Source organism: Castellaniella sp. MT123, assembly GCF_039614765.1.
In the GTDB taxonomy this organism is placed as follows: Bacteria; Pseudomonadota; Gammaproteobacteria; order Burkholderiales; family Burkholderiaceae_B; genus Castellaniella.
Genome location: NZ_CP154879.1, coordinates 2057557 through 2076701, shown reverse-complemented (window position 1 = coordinate 2076701; position 19145 = coordinate 2057557). Strand labels below are relative to the sequence as shown.

The window sequence follows — 19145 nt, the reverse complement described above, 5'->3', positions numbered from 1 at the left end:
CATGGCGTATTCCCATCGCACCGTTCTGCTGGAACCGGCCATCGACGCATTGTTGAGCCCCGGTTACGGACGCGGGGACGGGGCGTCAGGGGTACCGCCGCTCGATGGCGTGTATGTCGATGGCACATTCGGGCGGGGTGGCCACAGCCGGCTGCTGTTGCAGCGCCTGTCGCCGCAGGCGCGGCTGGTGGTGTTCGACAAGGATCCCGAGGCGATCGCCGAGGCTAGAGCGTTGAGCCAGGCGGATCCCCGGGTCGAAGTCGTGCACGACGGCTTTGCCACGCTGGCGGATCAACTCGACCGGCTGGGCATTCCCGCCGTCGACGGAGTGTTACTGGATCTGGGGGTGTCTTCTCCGCAGATCGATGATGCCACACGCGGATTTTCCTTCATGCGCGACGGTCCGCTGGACATGCGCATGGACACGACTCGGGGGCAGACCGCCGCCGAATGGCTGGCCGAGGCCGACCAGGACCAGATCAAGGAGGTAATCGCACATTATGGCGAAGAACGGTTTGCTTTCCAGATTGCAAAGGCGATTGTTGCTGGCCGCCAATCCCGGGCGCTGCGCACCACGGGCGAACTGGCCCAGCTCGTCGCCAGTGTCGTCCGCACGCGCGAAAAGGGTCAGCACCCGGCCACAAGGACCTTTCAAGCTATACGGATTCACATCAATGCGGAGCTTGCGGAGCTCGCGCACGCCCTCCCGGCAGCTCTGAGCCGTCTGAAGCCGGGTGGACGCCTGGCGGTCATCAGCTTCCATTCGCTGGAAGACCGGATGGTCAAACAGTGTCTGGCGGCTGCGGCGCGGCCTGGACAGGCGCAGGCCCGGCTGCCGATTCCCGAAAAGGACATGCCCCGGCCCTGGGTCGTGTTGCTGGGCCGGGTGCAGGCGGACGCCGCCGAGGTGGATGAGAACGCGCGGTCGCGTTCGGCGGTGCTGCGGGTGGCGCAGCGCACGCAAGAGCCGCTCAGCCTAGAGCAGGCCGTCGCCCTGGTGCGTCTGCCGGGGCATGGCGCGGACCGGCGTACGCCCCGGAGAACCGGCCGATGACCCGCGCAATCCTGTTCCTGGTCCTGTTGCTGATGGCGTCGGCCATTTCCCTGGTAACCGTGCGTTTCCAGACCCGCGAATTGTTCGTCGCCTCCGAGCGGCTGAAGTCGCAGGCGCATGAGCTGGATACGGAATGGCGCCGTCTGCAGGTGGAACGAGCGGAACTGGCTCGCAACGCACGCATCGATTCCCTGGCACGCACCGAATTGCACCTGATTCCGGTGACGCCTGACCGCACGATCTACCTGCAGCAGCCCGCCGCTCCGGCTGCGGGGAAAGGGGGGCAGCCATGAAGCGCTTCGGCTTCCATGAAAGCCCCGTGCTGTCCGGCCGTCCGGCCTTCTGGCGGGCGAGGCTGGTCGTGATCGTGCTCATGCTGGGGTTCGTCGCGCTGACCGCCAAGGCGCTCAGCCTGCAGATCCTGTCCAACGAATTCCTGCAACGCCAGGGTGAACGCCGCTACGAGCGGACCCTGGTGCTGCCCGCCTCGCGGGGCAAGATCTTCGATCGCAGCGGCTCGGTCGTGCTGGCATCCAGCATGGCGGCTCGCGCGATCTGGGTGATCCCCGAGGACTTCCACAAGGCGACCGACGATCAGGTCAATGCCCTGGCGGGGTTGCTGGGCATGAAGGCCGCCGACATCCGCCAGCGCACCCAGGATGAGGACAAGAATTTCGTCTACCTGCAGCGTCAGGTGCCCATGGATGTGGCGGAAAAAATTCGTCACCTGAAGATTCCCGGCGTGCAGCAACTGCCCGAATCGCGGCGCTATTATCCTGAAGGCGAGGTGATGGCGCACATCGTCGGCTTCACCAATATCGAGGATCGCGGGATCGAGGGCATCGAGCTGGCCTTCAATGACAGTCTGTCCGGCCAGCCGGGCTCGCGGCGCGTGATCAAGGATCGACTGGGCCGGGTGGTCGAGGACGTGCAGGCGGTGGTCCCCCCCGTGGATGGCCAGAATCTGCAGCTGTCGATCGATGCCGGCATCCAGTTCGACACCTACGCGGCACTCAAGGCAGCCATGGAGCAACACCAGGCGCGTGGTGCCGCGGCCATCGTGCTGGATTCCCGCACCGGCGAGATCCTGGCGATGGTGAATCTGCCGTCCTACGATCCCAACGATATGGCGCAGCGGACCGGCCCGGCGCTGCGTAACCGGGTCATGACCGATACGTTCGAACCGGGCTCCATCATGAAGCCGTTCACGGCGGCCCTGGCCCTGGACGAAGGAAAGATCACGACCCGGACGCGGTTTGATACCGGCAACGGTCGCTATCGCTATCAGGGCGCTCTGATTTCCGACGTGGGCCATTACGGCGTACTGGATGTGGGCGGCATCATCCAGCATTCCAGCAACGTCGGGATGACCATGATTTCCGAGCTGATGAGCTCTCAGTCGATGTGGACAAAATTTTCCGAACTCGGGTTTGGCCGGGTTCCGCAAGCACATTTTCCGGGGATGGCGGCAGGGCGGCTACGACCCTGGCAGCGCTGGCGTCCGATCGAGCGTGCCACCATGGCATACGGCTATGGGCTGTCGGTGTCCCTGATTCAGATGGCGCATGCCTATAGCGCGTTTGCGCGCAATGGCGACATGGTGTCCATGTCGCTGCTGCGCCGCGAGGGGCGGCCCACCAGCGTGCAGGTCTATACCCCGGAGGTCGCGCTGCTGATGCGCGGCATGCTGGAAGCGGCTGCAGGGCCTGATGGCGCCAAGCTGGCGCAGGTCCAGGGCTACCGGGTGGCCGGAAAAAGCGGCACGGCGCGCAAGATCGTGAACGGACAGTACAGCAAGACCAAGTACCGTGGCTCGTTCGTTGGTCTCGCGCCCGTCTCCGATCCGCGCATCGTGGTGGCTGTCTCCATCGATGAACCGAGCGCGGGGGGGTATTATGGCGGCCGCGTTGCCGCACCCGTGTTTTCCGATATTGTTTCGAGTACCCTGCGCCGTCTCGGGGTGCGGCCTGATGCCCCGGTGGATTCCCTGGTGGCGACGGCGGAGCAGGGGGGACGTGCACGATGAATACGATTGATATCCTGAGCTGGCTGGACGAACGGGTAAACCGTCAGGCGGACCTCTGCCTGGACTCCCGCCAGATTCAGCCGGGCGATGTGTTTTTTGCCTGCCCGGGGATTGCGACTGATGGCCGCGCCTATATGGAAGCGGCCGTGGTCGCGGGGGCCTCGGCCATCGTCTGCGAAAGCGGCGGATCGCAGGCAGTGCCCGGCCAGGTGCCCGTGCTGCAGGTGGAGCGGCTCACGGCCTTGCTGGGCGACATTGCTCATCTCTGGTATGGCCGCCCGTCCGATGCGCTGGCGGTTATTGCCGTGACCGGGACCAACGGAAAGACTTCGACCACCCAGTGGATTGCCGATGCGCTCAACGCGGAGGGCATGCCCTGCGGTACGGTCGGCACATTGGGTGTGACGCTGGCTGACGGCAGCAATCTGGGCGGCATGCTGACCACGCCGGACGTGCTGACTCTGCACCGCAGCCTGGCTGCCATCGTGCGGGCCGGCGGGATGGCGGCCGCCATCGAGGCCTCGTCGATCGGCATCGAGCAGGGGCGCCTGGGCGGCGTTCACATTCAGGTGGCGGGATTCACCAACCTGACGCGGGACCATCTCGACTATCATGGCACGCTGGAGCGCTATAAAGCGGCCAAGTTTGCGCTGTTTTCCCGGGCTGGCCTGCGCAGCGCGGTGATCAATGCGGATGACGCCGCGGGCGTGGAACTCCTGTCGGCGCCGGCGCCTTCCGGTCAGCGGATGGGTTACAGCCTGCGGCGCGACAGCGGTGTGGCGTTCCGGGCCGAGGATGTCCAGCATGGGGCGGATGGCCTGGTGTTCAAGCTGGTCACTCCCGATGGCAGCGCGCAGATCCTGACCCGGATGGTGGGTGAACACAACATTTCCAATCTGCTGCTGGTCGCGGGCGTGTTGCGGGCGCTGGGCTGGGGGCTGAGCCGGATTGCGCGCGCCCTGGCGGTGCTGCGTCCCGTGCCGGGCCGCCTGCAGGTCGTCACCGCCGTGGGCGGTGGCAGTGCGATGCGCCCGCAGCCGCTGGTCGTCGTCGATTATGCCCACACGCCCGATGCCCTGGAACGGGTGCTCGCCGCCCTGCGCCCGGTGGCGCAGGAGCGTGGCGGCCGGCTGGCCTGCGTTTTTGGCTGCGGAGGCGATCGGGATACCGGCAAGCGGCCGCTCATGGGGGCAGTTGCAGCACGCTTGGCCGATGATGTGATCGTGACGACGGACAATCCGCGCACTGAGTCGCCCGAGGCCATCATCGACGACATCGCGGCGGGCATGCCTCAGCGGCCCGTCATCGAGTCGGACCGGGCGCGGGCCATCCTGGGCGCGATCTGGCGCGCGGGTGACCGCGATGTGGTGCTGCTGGCCGGCAAGGGGCATGAGACCTATCAGGAAGTGCAGCATGTGCGCAGCCCCTTCGATGACCGGGAATGGGCGCGCTTCGCGCTGACCTGGCAGCAGGGCGCGTCCCTGTCGACGGATAGCCGCAGCCTGACGGCGGGGACCTTGTTCCTCGCCCTGCGGGGCGATCGTTTCGACGGGCACGATTATCTGGACGCCGCGAAGCAGGCCGGTGCGCGGGCGGCGATCGTTGCCCGTTCCGTTCCCGAGTCCACACTGCCCCAGATCGTGCTTGGGAATACGCATCAGGCCCTGATTCGTGCCGCCGAGGTCTGGCGCGGTCTGTTTCCGATTCCGGTCATCGCGGTGACCGGCAGTAACGGCAAGACGACGACCAAGGAAATGATCAGCGCGATCCTGGCTGCCTGGTGGGGCGAGGACAGCCGGCTGGCGACCCAGGGCAATCTGAACAACGACATCGGTCTGCCGCTGACGGTGCTGCGCCTGCGCCCTGCGCATCGGGCCGCGGTGCTGGAGCTGGGCATGAACCATCCGGGCGAGATCCCGGTGCTGGCGGCGATTGCGCGTCCGACGGTGGCGCTGGTGAACAATGCCCAGCGCGAGCATCAGGAATTCATGAATTCGGTGGATGCGGTCGCACGGGAAAACGGTGCCGTGCTGCAGGCCTTGCCGGCCGACGGCGTGGCCGTGTTTCCGGCTGATGACGCCTACAGCGGCTTGTGGCAGGAGATGTCGGCGGGCCGGCATGTGCGCCGTTTCGGGTTTTCGGACACGGCCGACGTGCATGCCTCGCAGATCCGCGCGGGTTCCGACCAAACGGAATTCCGTCTGCATCTGGGGCGCGAAACGGCGGTGGTCACCCTGTATGCGCCAGGGCGTCACAATTTGCGCAATGCCCTGGCTGCGGCCGCCTGCGCGGGGGCGGCGGGCGCTTCGCTGGCCGTGATTGCCCGGGGGCTGGAAGCCTTCCGCCCCGTCGGTGGCCGGATGCAGCCCAAGACGCTGCCGGACGGCTTCCAGCTCATCGACGATACCTACAATGCCAACCCCGATTCGGTGCGCGCCGCTATCGACGTGCTCGCGGGGCTGGATGGTCGCCGCATTCTGGTCCTGGGCGATATGGCCGAGGTCGGCGACCAGGGGCCTGCCATGCATGCCGAGGTCGGCGCCTATGCGCGCCAGTGTGGTGTGGACGTGCTGCTGACGCTGGGTGCGGCCTCGGAAGAGGCTGCGCGGGCGTTCGGGCCCGAGGCCCGGGCTTTCGACTCGCTGGAGGCTTTGCTGCCCATTCTGCTGGCGGCCCGTCCGGGTCACATCCTGGTCAAGGGGTCGCGCAGCATGCGCATGGAACGGGTCGTGCAGGCCTTGCATGCGAATGGCGCCGCCGGGGAGGGCGATCATGCTGCTTGAGCTGGCGCGCTGGCTGTCGGACCACCACTTCCGGGCGTTCGGGGTGGTGGAATACATTACGTTCCGCGCTTTGCTGGCCTCTGCAACGGCACTGGCGATCGGCCTGTTGGCCGGCCCCTGGCTGATCCGCCGTCTGACGGCCATGAAGATCGGCCAGGCGGTGCGCAGCTACGGCCCGCAAACCCATCTGCAAAAGAACGGTACGCCCACCATGGGCGGCGCTCTGATCCTGATCGGGATCGGCATCAGCACGCTGCTGTGGGCCGACTGGACCAACCGGTTTGTCTGGGTGGTGCTGCTGGTGACGTTCGGATTCGGCTGGATCGGTTGGGCGGATGACTACCGCAAGGTCGTGCATCATGATCCGGAAGGCATGCCGGCCCGGCAGAAGTTCTTCTGGCAGGCCCTGATCGGCGCGGTGGCGGCCCTCTATCTCAGTTTTGCCGTCTCGGTGCCGGCCAATACCGAGCTGTGGCCGCTGTTCCGTGGCTGGGTGCTGAGCGGTTTTTCCATGACGCTCCCGGCGCGCGCCGACCTGATCGTGCCCTTTTTCAAGACGGTCAGCTATCCGATGGGGGTGTTCGGCTTCTTCGCGCTGACCTGGCTGGTGATCGTGGGGACCAGCAATGCCGTCAATCTGACCGACGGGCTGGACGGCCTGGCCATCATGCCGACGGTCATGATCGGCTCGGCGCTGGGTATCTTTGCTTACGTCGTCGGCCGTGTCGACTATTCCAAGTACTTGCTGTTTCCCTATATTCCAGGGGCGTCTGAACTGATGGTTCTGTGCGCCGCCATTGCGGGCGCCGGCCTTGCCTTCCTGTGGTTCAACGCCTATCCGGCCCAGGTCTTCATGGGCGACGTGGGGGCGTTGGCCCTGGGGGGCGCGCTGGGAACCATCGCCGTGATCGTCCGGCAGGAAATCGTGCTCTTCATCATGGGCGGGGTATTCGTCGTCGAAACCCTGTCGGTGATGCTGCAGGTGAGCTGGTTCAAATATACGAAAAAGCGCTATGGGGAAGGGCGGCGCATCTTCCGCATGGCCCCGTTGCACCACCATTTCGAGGTGGGCGGCTGGAAGGAAACCCAGGTGGTGGTCCGTTTCTGGATCATCACCATGATGCTGGTCCTGATCGGCCTGTCGAGCCTGAAACTGCGATGAGCGCCTACCAGTTCCCCTCCCTGCGCCGCGACGGCCTGACCCTGATCCTCGGATTGGGGGAGACCGGCGTGGCTGCGGCCAGCTGGTGCGCGATGCAGGGGGTTGGGCTGCGGGTGGCGGATACCCGCCTGCAGCCCAGCGGTCTGGCCGCCCTGCAGGCACAGGGTATCGAGGCCGATCTGTGTCTGGGTGCGCGGGCGCTGGAGGTGTCGGTGCTCGACGGCGTCCATACCCTGGTGCTCAGCCCCGGACTGAATCCGCATGAACCGGGCGTGGCAGGCCTGCTGGCCGTGGCCCGAGAATCCGGGATCGAGATCCTGGGCGAGATCGAGTTATTCGCGCGCGCGCTGGCCGACCTGCGCACCCAAGGCTATACCCCCGCTGTGCTGGCCGTGACCGGCACCAATGGCAAGACGACCGTCACGTCGCTGACCCGGCATCTGGCGCAAGGCTGCGGACGCCGGGCCCGGGCCGCAGGCAATATCAGCCCGGCTGCCTTGGCCAGTCTGCGAGAGGCCTTGCAGGACGAAGCGTTGCCCGACGTCTGGGTGCTGGAGCTGTCCAGTTTCCAGCTCGAGACCACGACGTCGCTGGTGGCGGATGCCGCCGTGGTGCTCAATGTCACCCAGGATCACCTGGACTGGCATGGCACCATGCAGGCCTATGCCGACGCCAAAGCCCGCCTGTTGGCGATGGCGAAGGTGCGTGTCATCAACCGGGATGACTCCTGGGTGCGTGCCATGATCGACGACTTGGCCGACGTCCGGGTGCGCAGCTTCGGACTGGATGCGCCTGGATTGGCGGGCGATCTGGGACTACGGACCGAGAACGGCCTGGTCTGGCTGGCGGTTGCGCCGCAGTCCGATCCGCAATCCGAACAAGCGGCCGCGCCGCGCGGTAAGGCCGCAGCGGCACCCGCCCGGCGTCAACCGGCCCGGGTCCAGGCGCTGATGCCGGCGGAAGCCCTCCTGATCCGGGGGCGGCACAATGCCCTGAACGCCCTGGCGGCGCTGGCGCTGGGCGCGGCCATCGGGCTGGAGTGGGCGCCCATGCTGCATGCCTTGCGCACCTACCGGGGCGAGGCGCATCGCACCGAGTTCGTGCGGTCGATCGCGGGCGTGGATTTCATCGACGACAGCAAGGGCACGAATGTCGGTGCCACGCTGGCCGCCCTGCTGGGCCTGGGTCGTCCCGTCGTCCTGATTGCGGGCGGTCTGGGCAAGGGGCAGGATTTCTCGCCGCTGGCGCCGGCCGTGCGCGATCATGCGCGCGCGGTGATGCTCATCGGCCAGGATGGGCCCGTCATCGCGCAGGCGCTGGCGCAGTGCGAGGTCCCTCTGGTGTCGTGCGGCAGCCTGGAAGAGGCGGTGAGCCGGGGCCTGGACATGGCCCAGCCCGGCGATGCCGTGCTGTTGTCGCCCGCTTGCGCCAGCATGGATATGTTCCGCAATTATGTGCATCGCAGCGCGTGCTTCGTCGAGGCGGTGCGCGAACTGGCGGCGGACCGCGGGGAGGTGGCATGAGCATGCTTGGCGAACTCAGCGCCAGCCTGAACGCCGTGCGTCCAGGACGCACCACCATGCCCAGTGTGGACGTCAGTGTGATCGTGGCCGTCGCGGCTCTGCTGCTGTTCGGTCTGCTCATGGTGTATTCCGCCTCCATCGCGCTGGCCGACGGGCCGCGCTACGAAAGTTATGGCCGGTTCTATTTCGTCGGCCGTCATGCGGTCTTCATCGTGGTCGGCCTGTTTGCCGCCCTGTTTACCGCCAGCGTGCCGATGCGCGTCTGGCAGAAGCTCGCCCTGCCGATGTTCGCGCTGGCACTGCTGTTGCTGCTGGTGGTGGTGGTGCCGGGAATCGGGCGCGAAGTCAATGGCGCGAGGCGCTGGCTGCCGCTGGGTCCGCTCAATTTCCAGCCTTCGGAATTGATGAAAGTCGCGGTGACCCTGTATGCCGCGGATTATGTCGTGCGCAAGCAGGCGCACCTGCAAGGCTTCTGGCGCGGGTTCGTGCCCATGGCGCTGGCGCTGGTCATGGTTGGCCTGCTGCTGCTGATGGAGCCCGATCTGGGCGCGTTTATCGTCATCGGGGCCATCGCGGTGGGTGTGCTGTTCATCGGCGGCATCAACCTGAAGCTGTTCTCCACCCTGTTGGCGGGGGTGATGTCCTGCTTCCTGCTGCTGATCTGGCTGTCGCCCTGGCGCCGCGAGCGGCTGTTCGTCTATCTCGATCCCTGGAATCCGGACAACGCCTACGGCAGCGCCTATCAGTTGTCGCATTCGCTGATCGCGCTGGGGCGCGGAGAATGGTTCGGTGTCGGATTGGGCGCCAGTATCGAGAAGCTGCATTACCTGCCCGAGGCGCATACCGACTTCATCGTCGCCGTCATCGGCGAGGAGCTGGGCTTCGTCGGTGTGCTGTGCCTGATCGCCGTGTTCGTCTATCTCGTCTTGCGCGGCTTCGAGATCGCGCGCCAGGCCATGGTGCTCGAACGGGTGTTCGACGGGCTGGTCGCACAGGGCGTTGCCTTGTGGATGGGCGTGCAGACCTTCATCAACGTCGGCGTGTGTGTGGGTCTGCTGCCGACCAAGGGCCTGACGCTGCCGCTGGTCAGTTACGGCGGGTCTGGGATCGTGCTGAATCTGGTGGCGATCGCGCTGCTGCTGCGCGTGGATTACGAGACGCGTTGCATGATGCGGGGGAAACGGCGATGACTCGACCCGTGATCCTCATCATGGCGGGCGGCACGGGTGGGCACATCATGCCGGGACTGGCTGTGGCCGAGGTCCTTCAGGCTGCGGGCTGGCAGGTATTGTGGCTGGGGAATCCGGACCGCATGGAGGGCCGGCTGGTGCCGGCGCGCGGAATCGAGTTGCTGCCGCTGCATTTCGGCGGGGTGCGGGGCAAGGGCCCGATGGCGCTGTTGAAGCTGCCTTTCACGCTGGGGGCCGCCTGCCTGCGGGTGCGTCGCCTGCTGCGTGCGCACCGGCCCGACGTGGTGCTGGGCATGGGCGGGTATGCGGCGGTGCCCGGCGGGCTGATGGCCCGCTTGAGCGGTATTCCGCTGGTCATCCATGAACAGAACGCGGTCGCGGGCAGCGCCAACCGTCTGCTGGCCCGGTTGGCGCGGCGGGTCCTGACCGGTTTCCCGGGCGCGTTGCCTGGCGCGTTGATGGTCGGCAATCCCGTGCGCGCGGCGCTGGCCGCAGTGGCACCCGCCGAGCAGCGCTATGGTGCCCGCCAGGGGCCATTGCATTTGCTGGTTCTGGGTGGCAGCCAGGGGGCGGCCCGCATCAACGAGATGGTTCCGGAGGCCCTCGCACGCCTGCCTGCCGAGGCGCGCCCGCGGGTGCACCATCAGGCGGGTGAACGTCACGTGGACAATGTCCGTCAGCACTATGGCCGACTGGGTCTCCAGGCCGAGGTCTCGGCTTTCATCGAGGACATGGCGCAGGCCCTGTCCGACGCGGATCTGGTGGTCTGCAGGGCGGGTGCGATGACGGTGGCGGAAGTCGCCGCCGTCGGCGTGGCGGCGCTGTTCATTCCGCTGCCCCACGCGATCGACGACCATCAGACAGCCAATGCCCGCTATCTGTCCGAATGCGGGGGTGGCTGGATGATGCGCCAGTCCGAACTGGACGCCGCCGGCCTCGCGGACTGGCTGGCGTCGCGCAAACGCGCGGAGCTGGCCGATGTGGCCGCCCACGCACATGAACATTCAAGTCTGAACGCTGCGCAGCTGATTGCCGAAGCCTGCGTCCATACCAAAGAGGAATCGGCATGAAACATCGCATCCGGAACATCCATTTCGTGGGGATCGGCGGCGCCGGGATGAGCGGTATCGCCGAAGTGCTGCTGAACCTGGGCTATGCCATCAGCGGTTCCGACGTCCATGAAACGGCGGTCACCCGGCGTCTCGCATCCCTGGGCGCGCGGATCTCGATCGGTCATGCCGCCGAGCACATCGTGGGCGCCGGTGCCATCGTGACTTCGACGGCCATCCACGGAGACAATCCCGAAGTGCTGGCGGCGCGCGCAGCCCACATTCCGGTCGTGCCGCGCGCCCTGATGCTCGCCGAGCTGATGCGTTTGAAGCGTGGTATCGCCGTGGCCGGCACGCATGGCAAGACCACCACGACCAGTCTGGTGGCCAGCGTGCTGGCGGCCGGCGGCCTGGATCCGACTTTCGTTATCGGCGGGCGGTTGAATGCCGCCGATGCCAATGCCCGGCTGGGTCAGGGGGAATACATCGTCGTCGAGGCCGACGAGTCCGACGCGTCCTTCCTGAATCTGCTGCCGGTGATGGCCATCGTCACCAACATCGATCTCGACCACATGGATACGTATGGCCATGATGTGGCGCGGCTCAAGAGCGCCTTCGTCGATTTCACCCAGCGCCTGCCGTTCTATGGCAGCGCCGTTCTGTGCCTCGATGATCCCAACGTGCGCGAGATCATTCCCTTCGTGTCGCGACCCATTACCACCTACGGCATCGAGATGCCGGCCCAGGTGCGGGCGCACGACATCCGCGCGGAAGGCACGACGATGTCCTTCACGGTCGAACGCCAGGGTCTGCAAGGCGCCCTGGCGCCGCTGACGGTGCGGCTGAACCTGCCCGGGCGCCACAATGTGCTGAACTCGCTGGCGACCATCGCCGTGGCGACTGAACTGGGTGTCCCGGACGCGGCAATCGTCGAGGCCCTGGCCCAGTTTCGCGGGGTGGGGCGGCGCTTTACCCAGATCGGCAATTTCCCCGTGTCCGGGCATCATGGCGGCGGGACATATACCGTCGTCGACGACTATGGCCATCACCCGGTCGAAATGGCCGCCACGCTGGCGGCGGCCCGGGGCGCTTGGCCGGACCGCCGGGTGGTGCTGGCCTTCCAGCCGCATCGCTATACCCGCACCCGCGACTGCTTCGAGGATTTTGTCCGCGTCATCGGGTCGGCGGATGCCGTCCTGCTGACCGAGGTGTACGCCGCCGGCGAATCGCCCCTGATCGCCGCCGATGGCCGCGCCCTGGCGCGCGGCCTGCGGGTGGCCGGCAAGGTCGAGCCGATCTTCATCGAGGACGTCGCCGACATGGCGGGGGCCATCCAGGACTTTGCGCGGGATGGCGACGTCGTGATCATCATGGGCGCGGGCTCCATCAGCCGCGTGCCCGCCCAGCTCGGGAGTCCGCTATGACTGAAACCTTTGGCCGAGTCGGTGTGCTGTATGGCGGGGTATCCGCCGAACGTGAAGTGTCCCTGCTGTCGGGGGCGGGTGTTTGCGCGGCTCTGCGCGAAGCGGGGGTGGATGCGCATCTGTTCGATACCGGCCGCCAGAGCCTGGCCGAACTGGCGGCGGCGGGCTTCGAGCGGGTGTTCATCGCCCTGCACGGACGTTTTGGCGAGGACGGCACCCTGCAGGGGGCGCTGGAGATGCTGCGCATCCCCTATACCGGCAGCGGTCCGCTGGCCGCCGGCCTGGCCATGGACAAGATCGCCACCAAGCATCTGTGGCTGCAGCACGGCTTGCCGACACCGCGCTTTGCCGTGCTGGAGTGCGATGCGGACCCGGCGGGCCTGGTGCGGGAACTGGGTCTGCCGCTGATCGTCAAGCCACCGCATGAGGGTTCCACCCTGGGCCTGACCCGGGTCGAGTCGGCTGACCAATTACCCCAGGCGCTGGCCCTGGCCTGCCGGCATGACGATCGCGTCCTGGCCGAGCAGTTCATCCGGGGGCGCGAGCTGACCGTGCCGATCCTGGGCGCGGGCGAAGCGGCGCATGCGCTGCCCGTCATCGAGATTATTGCGCCGCAGGGCAATTACGACTACGAACACAAGTACGTGTCCAACGACACGCGCTACGTCTGCCCGGCGGAATTGCCCGAAGACCTGGCACAGCGGATCCAGGACCTGTCCGTGCAGGCGTATCGCGTGCTGGGCTGCGAGGGCTGGGGCCGCGCCGACGTGATGCTCGACGAGCGCAACCAGCCGTGGCTGCTGGAAATGAATACCTCCCCGGGCATGACAAGCCATTCGCTCGTGCCCATGGGCGCCAAGGCCACCGGTATGACCTACGGCCAGCTGTGCGTCTCCATTCTGGCTTCGGCGCGCTGCAAAGTGCACCAGCCAGCCGCCCGCTAACCCACATCAGGATCCGCCGTGTTCGCCGACGCCCGTCTGACCAACCTGATTGCCAACCTGCTGGCTTTGCTGGCGGTGTTGGCCATGGTCGCGGGCGCGGTGGCGTGGACGATCCGGCGTCCGTATTTCTCGATCGACCGTATCGAGATCGAGCCCATGGCTGGCGCCAGCCTGCAATATGTCACGCCAATCAGCCTGCGGACGGCACTGGCCGGCCAGGTCCAGGGCAATTTCTTTTTGCTCAATCTGGATCAGGCGCGCCGCCGCATCGAGACGGCACCCTGGGTGCGGCATGCGGCGATCCGCCGCGTCTGGCCCTCGACGCTGCTGGTGCGCATCGAAGAACAGCAGCCGCTGGCGCTCTGGAACGAGAACCAGATGATCAACACCTGGGGCGAGGCCTTCACGGCCAATCCGGGCGAGCTGCCCGACGACCTGCATCTGCCGCAGTTGAACGGCCCGGCCAGCTCTGAGCGTCTCGTCGTGCAGCGCTATGCCGAGATCGCCCGCTGGTTTGCGCCCCTGGGGCTGAGCGTGCGGGAAGCCACCCTGAGCCCGCGCTATGCCTGGGAAGTCTCTCTGTCCGACGGCATGCATCTGACGCTGGGGCGCGATCCCGCGGCCGATGCGACCGATCCCCATGGGCGTTCCGGTGCCTTGCCCTTCGCCGCCCGTATTGAACGCTTCGTCCAAGCCTGGCCGGCTCTTTCCCGGCGCCTGGGCAGCCGATTGATTGCCAGTGCGGATCTGCGCTATCCGAACGGATTCGCCATCACGCTGGCCCCTGAAACCTCCGCTTCCACCCGACCGCCCAAACCATGACCCGTGACATCAAAGATCTGATCGTTGCCCTCGATATCGGCACCAGCAAGGTGGTTGCCGTCGTGGCCGAGATCCTGCCCGACGGCGGCTTCGAGGTGCTTGGCCTGGGCCAGCACGAGTCCGAGGGCATGCGCAAGGGCGTGGTCGTCAACATCGAGTCCACCGTCAATTCGATCCAGCGCGCGCTGGAAGAAGCCGAACTGATGGCCGACTGCAAGATCCGCGAGGTCTACACCGGCATCGCGGGCAGCCACATCACCAGCTTCAATTCCAGCGGCATGGTGGCGGTCAAGGACAAGGAAGTGACCGCCACCGACGTGGCGCGGGTCATCGAGACCGCCAAAGCGGTCAATATCCCGACGGATCAGCAGGTGCTGCACGTCCTGACGCAGGAATTCATCGTCGATGCCCAGGAAGACATCCGCGAGCCTATCGGCATGAGCGGCATGCGTCTGGAAGTGCGCGTGCACATCGTCACGGGCGCCGTCAGCGCGGCCCAGAACATCGTCAAGTGCGTACGCCGCTGCGGCCTGGAAGTGCAGGATCTGATCCTGCAGCCGCTGGCCTCCAGCCTATCGTGCCTGACCGCCGATGAAAAGGAACTGGGCGTCGTGCTGGTGGACGTCGGCGGCGGGACGACCGATATCGCGATTTACACCGGTGGCGCCATCCGTCACACCTCGGTCATCCCCATCGCCGGTGACCAGGTCACCAGCGACATCGCCGCCATGCTGCGCACGCCTACGCCGGATGCCGAGGAGATCAAGCTGCGCTATGGCGTGGCCAAGCAGGTGCTGGTCGATGCGGATGAAATGATCGAAGTGCCGGGGCTGGGCGATCGCCCCAACCGCAGCGTCAAGCGCCAGGCGCTGGGCGCGGTGATCGAGCCGCGCATGGAGGAACTGTTCGGGTTTGTGCAGCAGGTGGTGCGCGAATCGGGTTACGAGGAGCTGCTGTCGTCCGGCGTTGTGCTGACCGGCGGCACGGCGCTCATGCCGGGCATGGTCGAACTGGCTGAGGACGTGTTCCTCAAGCCGGTGCGCGTGGCTGTGCCGATGTACGAAGGAAGTCTGGCCGACGTGATGCGCAATCCGCGCTTCGCGACGGTGATGGGATTGCTGACCGAGGCCCGCACGCAGCGGGCTCGAGGTCGCAAAGTGGCGCAACAGAAGGGGCAGGTCAAGTCCATTTTGGCGCGCATGAAGGAGTGGTTCATGAACTAGCCCGATGGGCGGTCATGGATTTTCAGGGGAAGTGTCTGTTTTTCCGTATGTGAGGGAGTCAAAAATGATGAGCTTCGAAATGCTGGATACCAGCAGAAATGGGACGGTGATCAAGGTGGTCGGCGTCGGCGGCGCAGGCGGCAATGCCGTCGCGCACATGATTCATTCGGGCGTGCAAGGCGTGGAATTCATCTGCGCCAACACGGATTCCCAAGCCCTGGTGACGAGCGAGGCACCCGTGCAGATTCGTCTGGGGCGCACCGGACTTGGCGCCGGCGCCAAGCCTGACCAAGGTCGCTCCGCGGCCGAAATGGCCCGCGAGGAAATCCGGGCTGCCCTCAATGGCGCCCACATGGTGTTCATCACCGCCGGCATGGGGGGCGGCACCGGCACGGGTGCCGGCCCGGTGGTGGCGGAAGTCGCCAAGGAACTGGGCATCCTGACCGTCGGTGTGGTCACCAAACCGTTCGTGTTCGAAGGCGCCAAGCGCATGCGCCTGGCCGAGGAAGGCATCCGCGAACTGTCGCGCCACGTGCATTCGCTGGTTGTCGTGCTCAACGAAAACCTCTACGAACTGATGGACGACGACGCGACGCAGGAAGATTGCTTCCAGGCCGCCGACGACGTCCTGCACAACGCCTGCGCCGGCATTGCCGAGATCATCAACGTCGAAGGCAATGTGAATGTCGACTTCGAGGACGTCAAGACGATCATGGGCGAGCAGGGCCAGGCCATGATGGGGACGGCCATATCGGGCGGGGCCGACCGGGCGCGCATCGCGGCCGAACAAGCCATCGCCTGCCCGCTGCTGGAAGGCGTGGATCTTCACGGCGCACGCGGCATTCTGGTGAACATCACCGCCAGCCGTTCGCTGAAGATGCGCGAAACGCGTGAAATCATGGACACCATCCGCAGCTATGCTTCGGAAGACGCGACGGTGATCTTTGGCACCGCCTACGACGAATCCATGGGTGAGAACCTGCGGGTGACCGTCGTCGCAACGGGGCTTGGGGCGTCCGTCAATCGTCCGCAACTGGTGTCGACCAACGTCGAGGCCCAGCGCACCGGCACGGACAACCAGCCGATGCATATCAGCCACGATTTCTCCGGCACGGATGTGCCCTCGGTGATCCGGAACCCCCGTGTCAACGCCTCGGCGCAGGTTCGCGCGCTGGAAGGCGCCGGCATGGACCACTTCGACATCCCGGCATTCTTGCGCAAGCAAGCTGACTGATCGCCTCCTATCGTTCAGTCAGACCTCACATCGCGGCTGTTGTCATGCAGTGCGCGGCGCCTGGCGCGTTCACCCCGACCCCCTGGGGGTGGACGCGCCTTCGCATGAAAAGGTCGTGGAAAACCCGTAGTGCGGTTACAATGACAAGATTCAGGACCACGGGTCGATCCTCGTGTTGTCCTTGCTGACGACCACAAAGAATTCCCATGCTTTTACAGCGCACCCTCAAACAATCGATTTCCACAAAAGGCGTGGGCCTGCACTCCGGCCGCCGTGTGGAAATCACGTTGCGTCCCGCTGAACCCAACACCGGGATTGTGTTCCACCGGGTGGATCTGCCTGAAATCGTCGATCTGCCGGCGCGCGCCGACGCGGTGGGCGATACCCGCATGGCGTCGGTGCTGCAGCAGGGATCGGTGCGCGTTTCCACCGTTGAACACCTGATGTCAGCCCTGGCCGGGCTTGGGGTGGACAATCTGCACGTGGACCTGGACGCCGAGGAAGTCCCCATCATGGACGGTAGCGCGGGCACTTTCGTGTATCTGCTGCGCAGCGCCGGCCTGCTGGAACAGGCTGCCCCGAAACGGTTCCTGCGCGTGCTCAAACCCGTCGAGGTCCGCGAAGGCGAAGGCCCGGCCGCCAAATGGGCGCGGCTCGAACCCTACGATGGGTTCGCCCTGTCGTTTTCCATCGATTTCCACCATCCGGCCATCAACTCGACGGCCAATGCGGCCGAGGTCGATTTCGCCCGGGACTCCTACGTCAAGACCATCGCGCGGGCCCGCACCTTCGGCTTCGCCAGCGAAGTCGAGGCCCTGAGATCCATGGGCCTGGCGCGTGGCGGCAGCCTGGACAACGCCATCGTCATGGACGAATACCGCGTGCTCAATGCCGACGGCCTGCGCTATGACGACGAATTCGTGAAACATAAGATCCTCGATGCGATCGGGGATCTGTATCTGGCCGGCAAGCCCCTGGTGGCTCGCTATGTGGCCTGCAAATCGGGCCACGCCCTGAACAACCAGCTGGTCCGGGCCTTGCTGGCCCAGCAAGACTGCTGGGAACTCATCAGCTACGAATCCCGTGACGCGGCGCCTGCCGCATTCACCCGGGACTGGCAGCTGGCCTGATCGTCTGGCGTCTGTGCCGGGCGGCTCAGGCCCGGTGATGGCGCAACAGCCGTCCGATGGCGTCGGCCAGCGGGCCGGGCGCAATCCGGTGCTGCAGATCCTCGAAGGACCGCAGTGCGTTCTCCCCCAGGGGCTCGGCTTCCCGATGGGGCTTTTGTGTCCAGGTGCGGCCCATGGCGGCGTCGATCCGGACGACAATGTCTTCAATCGGCCAGCCGGCTGCCCGCAGGCAGCGGACAGCCTCGCCGGTCAGTTGACGCAACCGCGCCGCATGAGCCGGGCCGGGAACCATCACGGTCATTCGGGGTCCATCGATACGGGCCACACGAACATGGCGGGCCAGCGCGGGGGGTACCGCCGCAGCCAGGGCGGATTGCACCGCCAACAGCTCATGGGCGGTCTGTAGCAGGCGCGCGCCTTGTGGATGGTGGCTCAACCAGTTCAGCGCGGGCACTCCCGTGGAACGGCTGCGATGGTTCGAGGTCACGGAAATGAAGGAATGAATGGATGACGGAAGGAAAAGCGGAATCGACGACCCGCGTACGGGTTACCTGGCATTCTAACGTGAGGCTCCTGAAATGGCTCGGCCTGCTGCTGGCGTTGGCCGCGGCGGCCTGGGGTGGGGCGCAGTGGCAGGCCCGCCACGCGCCTGACGATGGGCAGCGACGGGCGCTGGACGCGCGCCTGCGGCAGGAATCCACTGCCCTGCAGGACGGCATCGCTGGTCTTGCAGGCAAGGTGGGCGAACTGCAGGGCCGCGTGCTGGCCATGGAGGCCGTACGCAGCCGCGTCGCGCAGGCCGCCGGCTTTGCGTATAGTGCGCCGGAACTGGCGCCGGCCGCCGGGAAAGCCGGGGCCACCGGCGGATCCGTGCCCCAGGCGGACAGCGCACAGGTTCTGGACGACATTCCTGCGTCGGAACCCTCTGTGACGCCCATCGGTTCGGCCGAACAGCTGGGGCGGCACATCGATGCGCTGGGCCAGAGCCTCGCCACCCAGGAAGACGCCTATGCGTTGGTCGATGCCGCGCTGTCCCGGCAGGCGGGCTTTCAGGCCAGCCTGCCAACGGTCTCGCCGGTGGATTATCCGGCGCTCAGCTCCTCATTCGGCTGGCGGCGCAATCCGGTGAATGGCCGCCACACGATGCATGAGGGGCTGGATTTCGTGGCGCCACGGGGCACACCCATCCACGCCGCGTCGGGTGGCCTGGTGGTGCGGGCCGGCACGCAACCGGGTTACGGAAGGATGGTCGAGATCGACCACGGCAATGGGCTGCGGACACGCTACGCGCATGCCTCCAGCCTGCTCGTGAAGGCAGGGGATTTCGTCCGGCAAGGGCAACTGATTGCACGAGTCGGCAGCACCGGCCGCTCGACGGGGCCCCACCTGCATTTCGAGATCCGCATGGCCGATTATCCGCTGGATCCTTCGCTCTTCATCCAGCCGTCCCGCCAGCCGTTGCGGGCCGGTGAATCCGTTCACATCGCGGCGGCCGACGAGGTCGCCGATGCGGGGGGCTCACGCCTGCGTTAAACTGCATCGTTTACCTGCGGTCACCGTTCGGTGATCGTATCTGACTCA

Annotated in this window: 16 protein-coding genes; 15 read left to right on the top strand and 1 reads right to left on the bottom strand. The window is 66.1% G+C overall.

Features of this window, described 5'->3' with window-relative positions:
- Position 1: 1 nt before the first annotated feature.
- From rsmH to lpxC, 14 genes are all read left to right on the top strand, one after another.
- Positions 2–1054, top strand: coding sequence for a 16S rRNA (cytosine(1402)-N(4))-methyltransferase RsmH (gene rsmH / locus ABCV34_RS09685; RefSeq protein WP_345796017.1), 1053 nt, complete (start codon positions 2–4; stop codon positions 1052–1054).
- Positions 1051–1347, top strand: coding sequence for a cell division protein FtsL (gene ftsL / locus ABCV34_RS09680; protein ID WP_345796016.1), 297 nt, complete (start codon positions 1051–1053; stop codon positions 1345–1347). The genes rsmH and ftsL overlap by 4 nt, the downstream gene beginning before the upstream one ends.
- Entirely contained in the window at positions 1344–3080 is a 1737-nt protein-coding gene (locus tag ABCV34_RS09675; RefSeq protein ID WP_345796015.1) for a penicillin-binding protein 2, read from the top strand. The genes ftsL and ABCV34_RS09675 overlap by 4 nt, the downstream gene beginning before the upstream one ends.
- Entirely contained in the window at positions 3077–5863 is a 2787-nt protein-coding gene (gene murF / locus ABCV34_RS09670) for a bifunctional UDP-N-acetylmuramoyl-L-alanyl-D-glutamate--2,6-diaminopimelate ligase MurE/UDP-N-acetylmuramoyl-tripeptide--D-alanyl-D-alanine ligase MurF (protein ID WP_345796013.1), read from the top strand. Before ABCV34_RS09675 ends, murF begins: the two co-directional genes overlap by 4 nt.
- Entirely contained in the window at positions 5853–7025 is a 1173-nt protein-coding gene (gene mraY, locus ABCV34_RS09665; RefSeq protein ID WP_345796012.1) for a phospho-N-acetylmuramoyl-pentapeptide-transferase, read from the top strand. The genes murF and mraY overlap by 11 nt, the downstream gene beginning before the upstream one ends.
- A complete protein-coding gene (gene murD / locus ABCV34_RS09660; protein ID WP_345796011.1) occupies positions 7022–8548 on the top strand; it encodes a UDP-N-acetylmuramoyl-L-alanine--D-glutamate ligase in 1527 nt (508 codons plus the stop codon). Before mraY ends, murD begins: the two co-directional genes overlap by 4 nt.
- The gene (gene ftsW, locus ABCV34_RS09655; protein WP_345796010.1) at positions 8545–9738 is read left to right on the top strand and encodes a putative lipid II flippase FtsW; all 1194 of its coding nucleotides are present in this window, start codon (positions 8545–8547) and stop codon (positions 9736–9738) included. Before murD ends, ftsW begins: the two co-directional genes overlap by 4 nt.
- Positions 9735–10808, top strand: coding sequence for an undecaprenyldiphospho-muramoylpentapeptide beta-N-acetylglucosaminyltransferase (gene murG / locus ABCV34_RS09650; RefSeq protein WP_345796009.1), 1074 nt, complete (start codon positions 9735–9737; stop codon positions 10806–10808). Before ftsW ends, murG begins: the two co-directional genes overlap by 4 nt.
- The gene (gene murC, locus ABCV34_RS09645; RefSeq protein ID WP_345796008.1) at positions 10805–12211 is read left to right on the top strand and encodes a UDP-N-acetylmuramate--L-alanine ligase; all 1407 of its coding nucleotides are present in this window, start codon (positions 10805–10807) and stop codon (positions 12209–12211) included. Before murG ends, murC begins: the two co-directional genes overlap by 4 nt.
- Positions 12208–13155, top strand: a complete 948-nt coding sequence (locus tag ABCV34_RS09640) for a D-alanine--D-alanine ligase (protein WP_345796007.1) — start codon at positions 12208–12210, stop codon at positions 13153–13155. Before murC ends, ABCV34_RS09640 begins: the two co-directional genes overlap by 4 nt.
- A gap of 18 nt (positions 13156–13173) precedes the next feature.
- Positions 13174–13977: a cell division protein FtsQ/DivIB gene (locus tag ABCV34_RS09635; RefSeq protein ID WP_345796006.1), complete on the top strand. Its 804-nt coding sequence runs from the start codon at positions 13174–13176 to the stop codon at positions 13975–13977.
- A complete protein-coding gene (gene ftsA, locus ABCV34_RS09630) occupies positions 13974–15200 on the top strand; it encodes a cell division protein FtsA (protein WP_345796005.1) in 1227 nt (408 codons plus the stop codon). Before ABCV34_RS09635 ends, ftsA begins: the two co-directional genes overlap by 4 nt.
- Before the next feature lie 64 nt (positions 15201–15264).
- A complete protein-coding gene (gene ftsZ / locus ABCV34_RS09625) occupies positions 15265–16434 on the top strand; it encodes a cell division protein FtsZ (protein WP_345796004.1) in 1170 nt (389 codons plus the stop codon).
- 206 nt (positions 16435–16640) lie between these two features.
- The gene (lpxC, locus tag ABCV34_RS09620) at positions 16641–17564 is read left to right on the top strand and encodes a UDP-3-O-acyl-N-acetylglucosamine deacetylase (RefSeq protein ID WP_345796003.1); all 924 of its coding nucleotides are present in this window, start codon (positions 16641–16643) and stop codon (positions 17562–17564) included.
- A 25-nt stretch (positions 17565–17589) separates the two neighbouring features.
- Here lpxC and ABCV34_RS09615 read toward each other — a convergent pair whose 3' ends face one another.
- Entirely contained in the window at positions 17590–18051 is a 462-nt protein-coding gene (locus ABCV34_RS09615; protein WP_345796002.1) for a DciA family protein, read from the bottom strand.
- A gap of 20 nt (positions 18052–18071) precedes the next feature.
- Between ABCV34_RS09615 and ABCV34_RS09610 the strand changes: the two genes are divergently transcribed.
- Positions 18072–19097, top strand: a complete 1026-nt coding sequence (locus ABCV34_RS09610; RefSeq protein ID WP_345796001.1) for a M23 family metallopeptidase — start codon at positions 18072–18074, stop codon at positions 19095–19097.
- The last annotated feature ends 48 nt before the right edge of the window (positions 19098–19145 follow it).

What these genes read in the sequence shown, in the direction of transcription:
- lpxC (WP_345796003.1), top strand. Translation starts at nt 16,641, where the DNA reads ATGCTTTTACAGCGCACCCTCAAACAATCGATTTCCACAAAAGGCGTG.
- ftsZ (WP_345796004.1), top strand. Translation starts at nt 15,265, where the DNA reads ATGATGAGCTTCGAAATGCTGGATACCAGCAGAAATGGGACGGTGATC.
- mraY (WP_345796012.1), top strand. Translation starts at nt 5,853, where the DNA reads ATGCTGCTTGAGCTGGCGCGCTGGCTGTCGGACCACCACTTCCGGGCG.
- murF (WP_345796013.1), top strand. Translation starts at nt 3,077, where the DNA reads ATGAATACGATTGATATCCTGAGCTGGCTGGACGAACGGGTAAACCGT.
- ABCV34_RS09610 (WP_345796001.1), top strand. Translation starts at nt 18,072, where the DNA reads ATGACGGAAGGAAAAGCGGAATCGACGACCCGCGTACGGGTTACCTGG.
- murC (WP_345796008.1), top strand. Translation starts at nt 10,805, where the DNA reads ATGAAACATCGCATCCGGAACATCCATTTCGTGGGGATCGGCGGCGCC.
- ABCV34_RS09640 (WP_345796007.1), top strand. Translation starts at nt 12,208, where the DNA reads ATGACTGAAACCTTTGGCCGAGTCGGTGTGCTGTATGGCGGGGTATCC.
- ftsL (WP_345796016.1), top strand. Translation starts at nt 1,051, where the DNA reads ATGACCCGCGCAATCCTGTTCCTGGTCCTGTTGCTGATGGCGTCGGCC.
- ftsA (WP_345796005.1), top strand. Translation starts at nt 13,974, where the DNA reads ATGACCCGTGACATCAAAGATCTGATCGTTGCCCTCGATATCGGCACC.
- ABCV34_RS09675 (WP_345796015.1), top strand. Translation starts at nt 1,344, where the DNA reads ATGAAGCGCTTCGGCTTCCATGAAAGCCCCGTGCTGTCCGGCCGTCCG.
- ftsW (WP_345796010.1), top strand. Translation starts at nt 8,545, where the DNA reads ATGAGCATGCTTGGCGAACTCAGCGCCAGCCTGAACGCCGTGCGTCCA.
- rsmH (WP_345796017.1), top strand. Translation starts at nt 2, where the DNA reads ATGGCGTATTCCCATCGCACCGTTCTGCTGGAACCGGCCATCGACGCA.
- murD (WP_345796011.1), top strand. Translation starts at nt 7,022, where the DNA reads ATGAGCGCCTACCAGTTCCCCTCCCTGCGCCGCGACGGCCTGACCCTG.
- murG (WP_345796009.1), top strand. Translation starts at nt 9,735, where the DNA reads ATGACTCGACCCGTGATCCTCATCATGGCGGGCGGCACGGGTGGGCAC.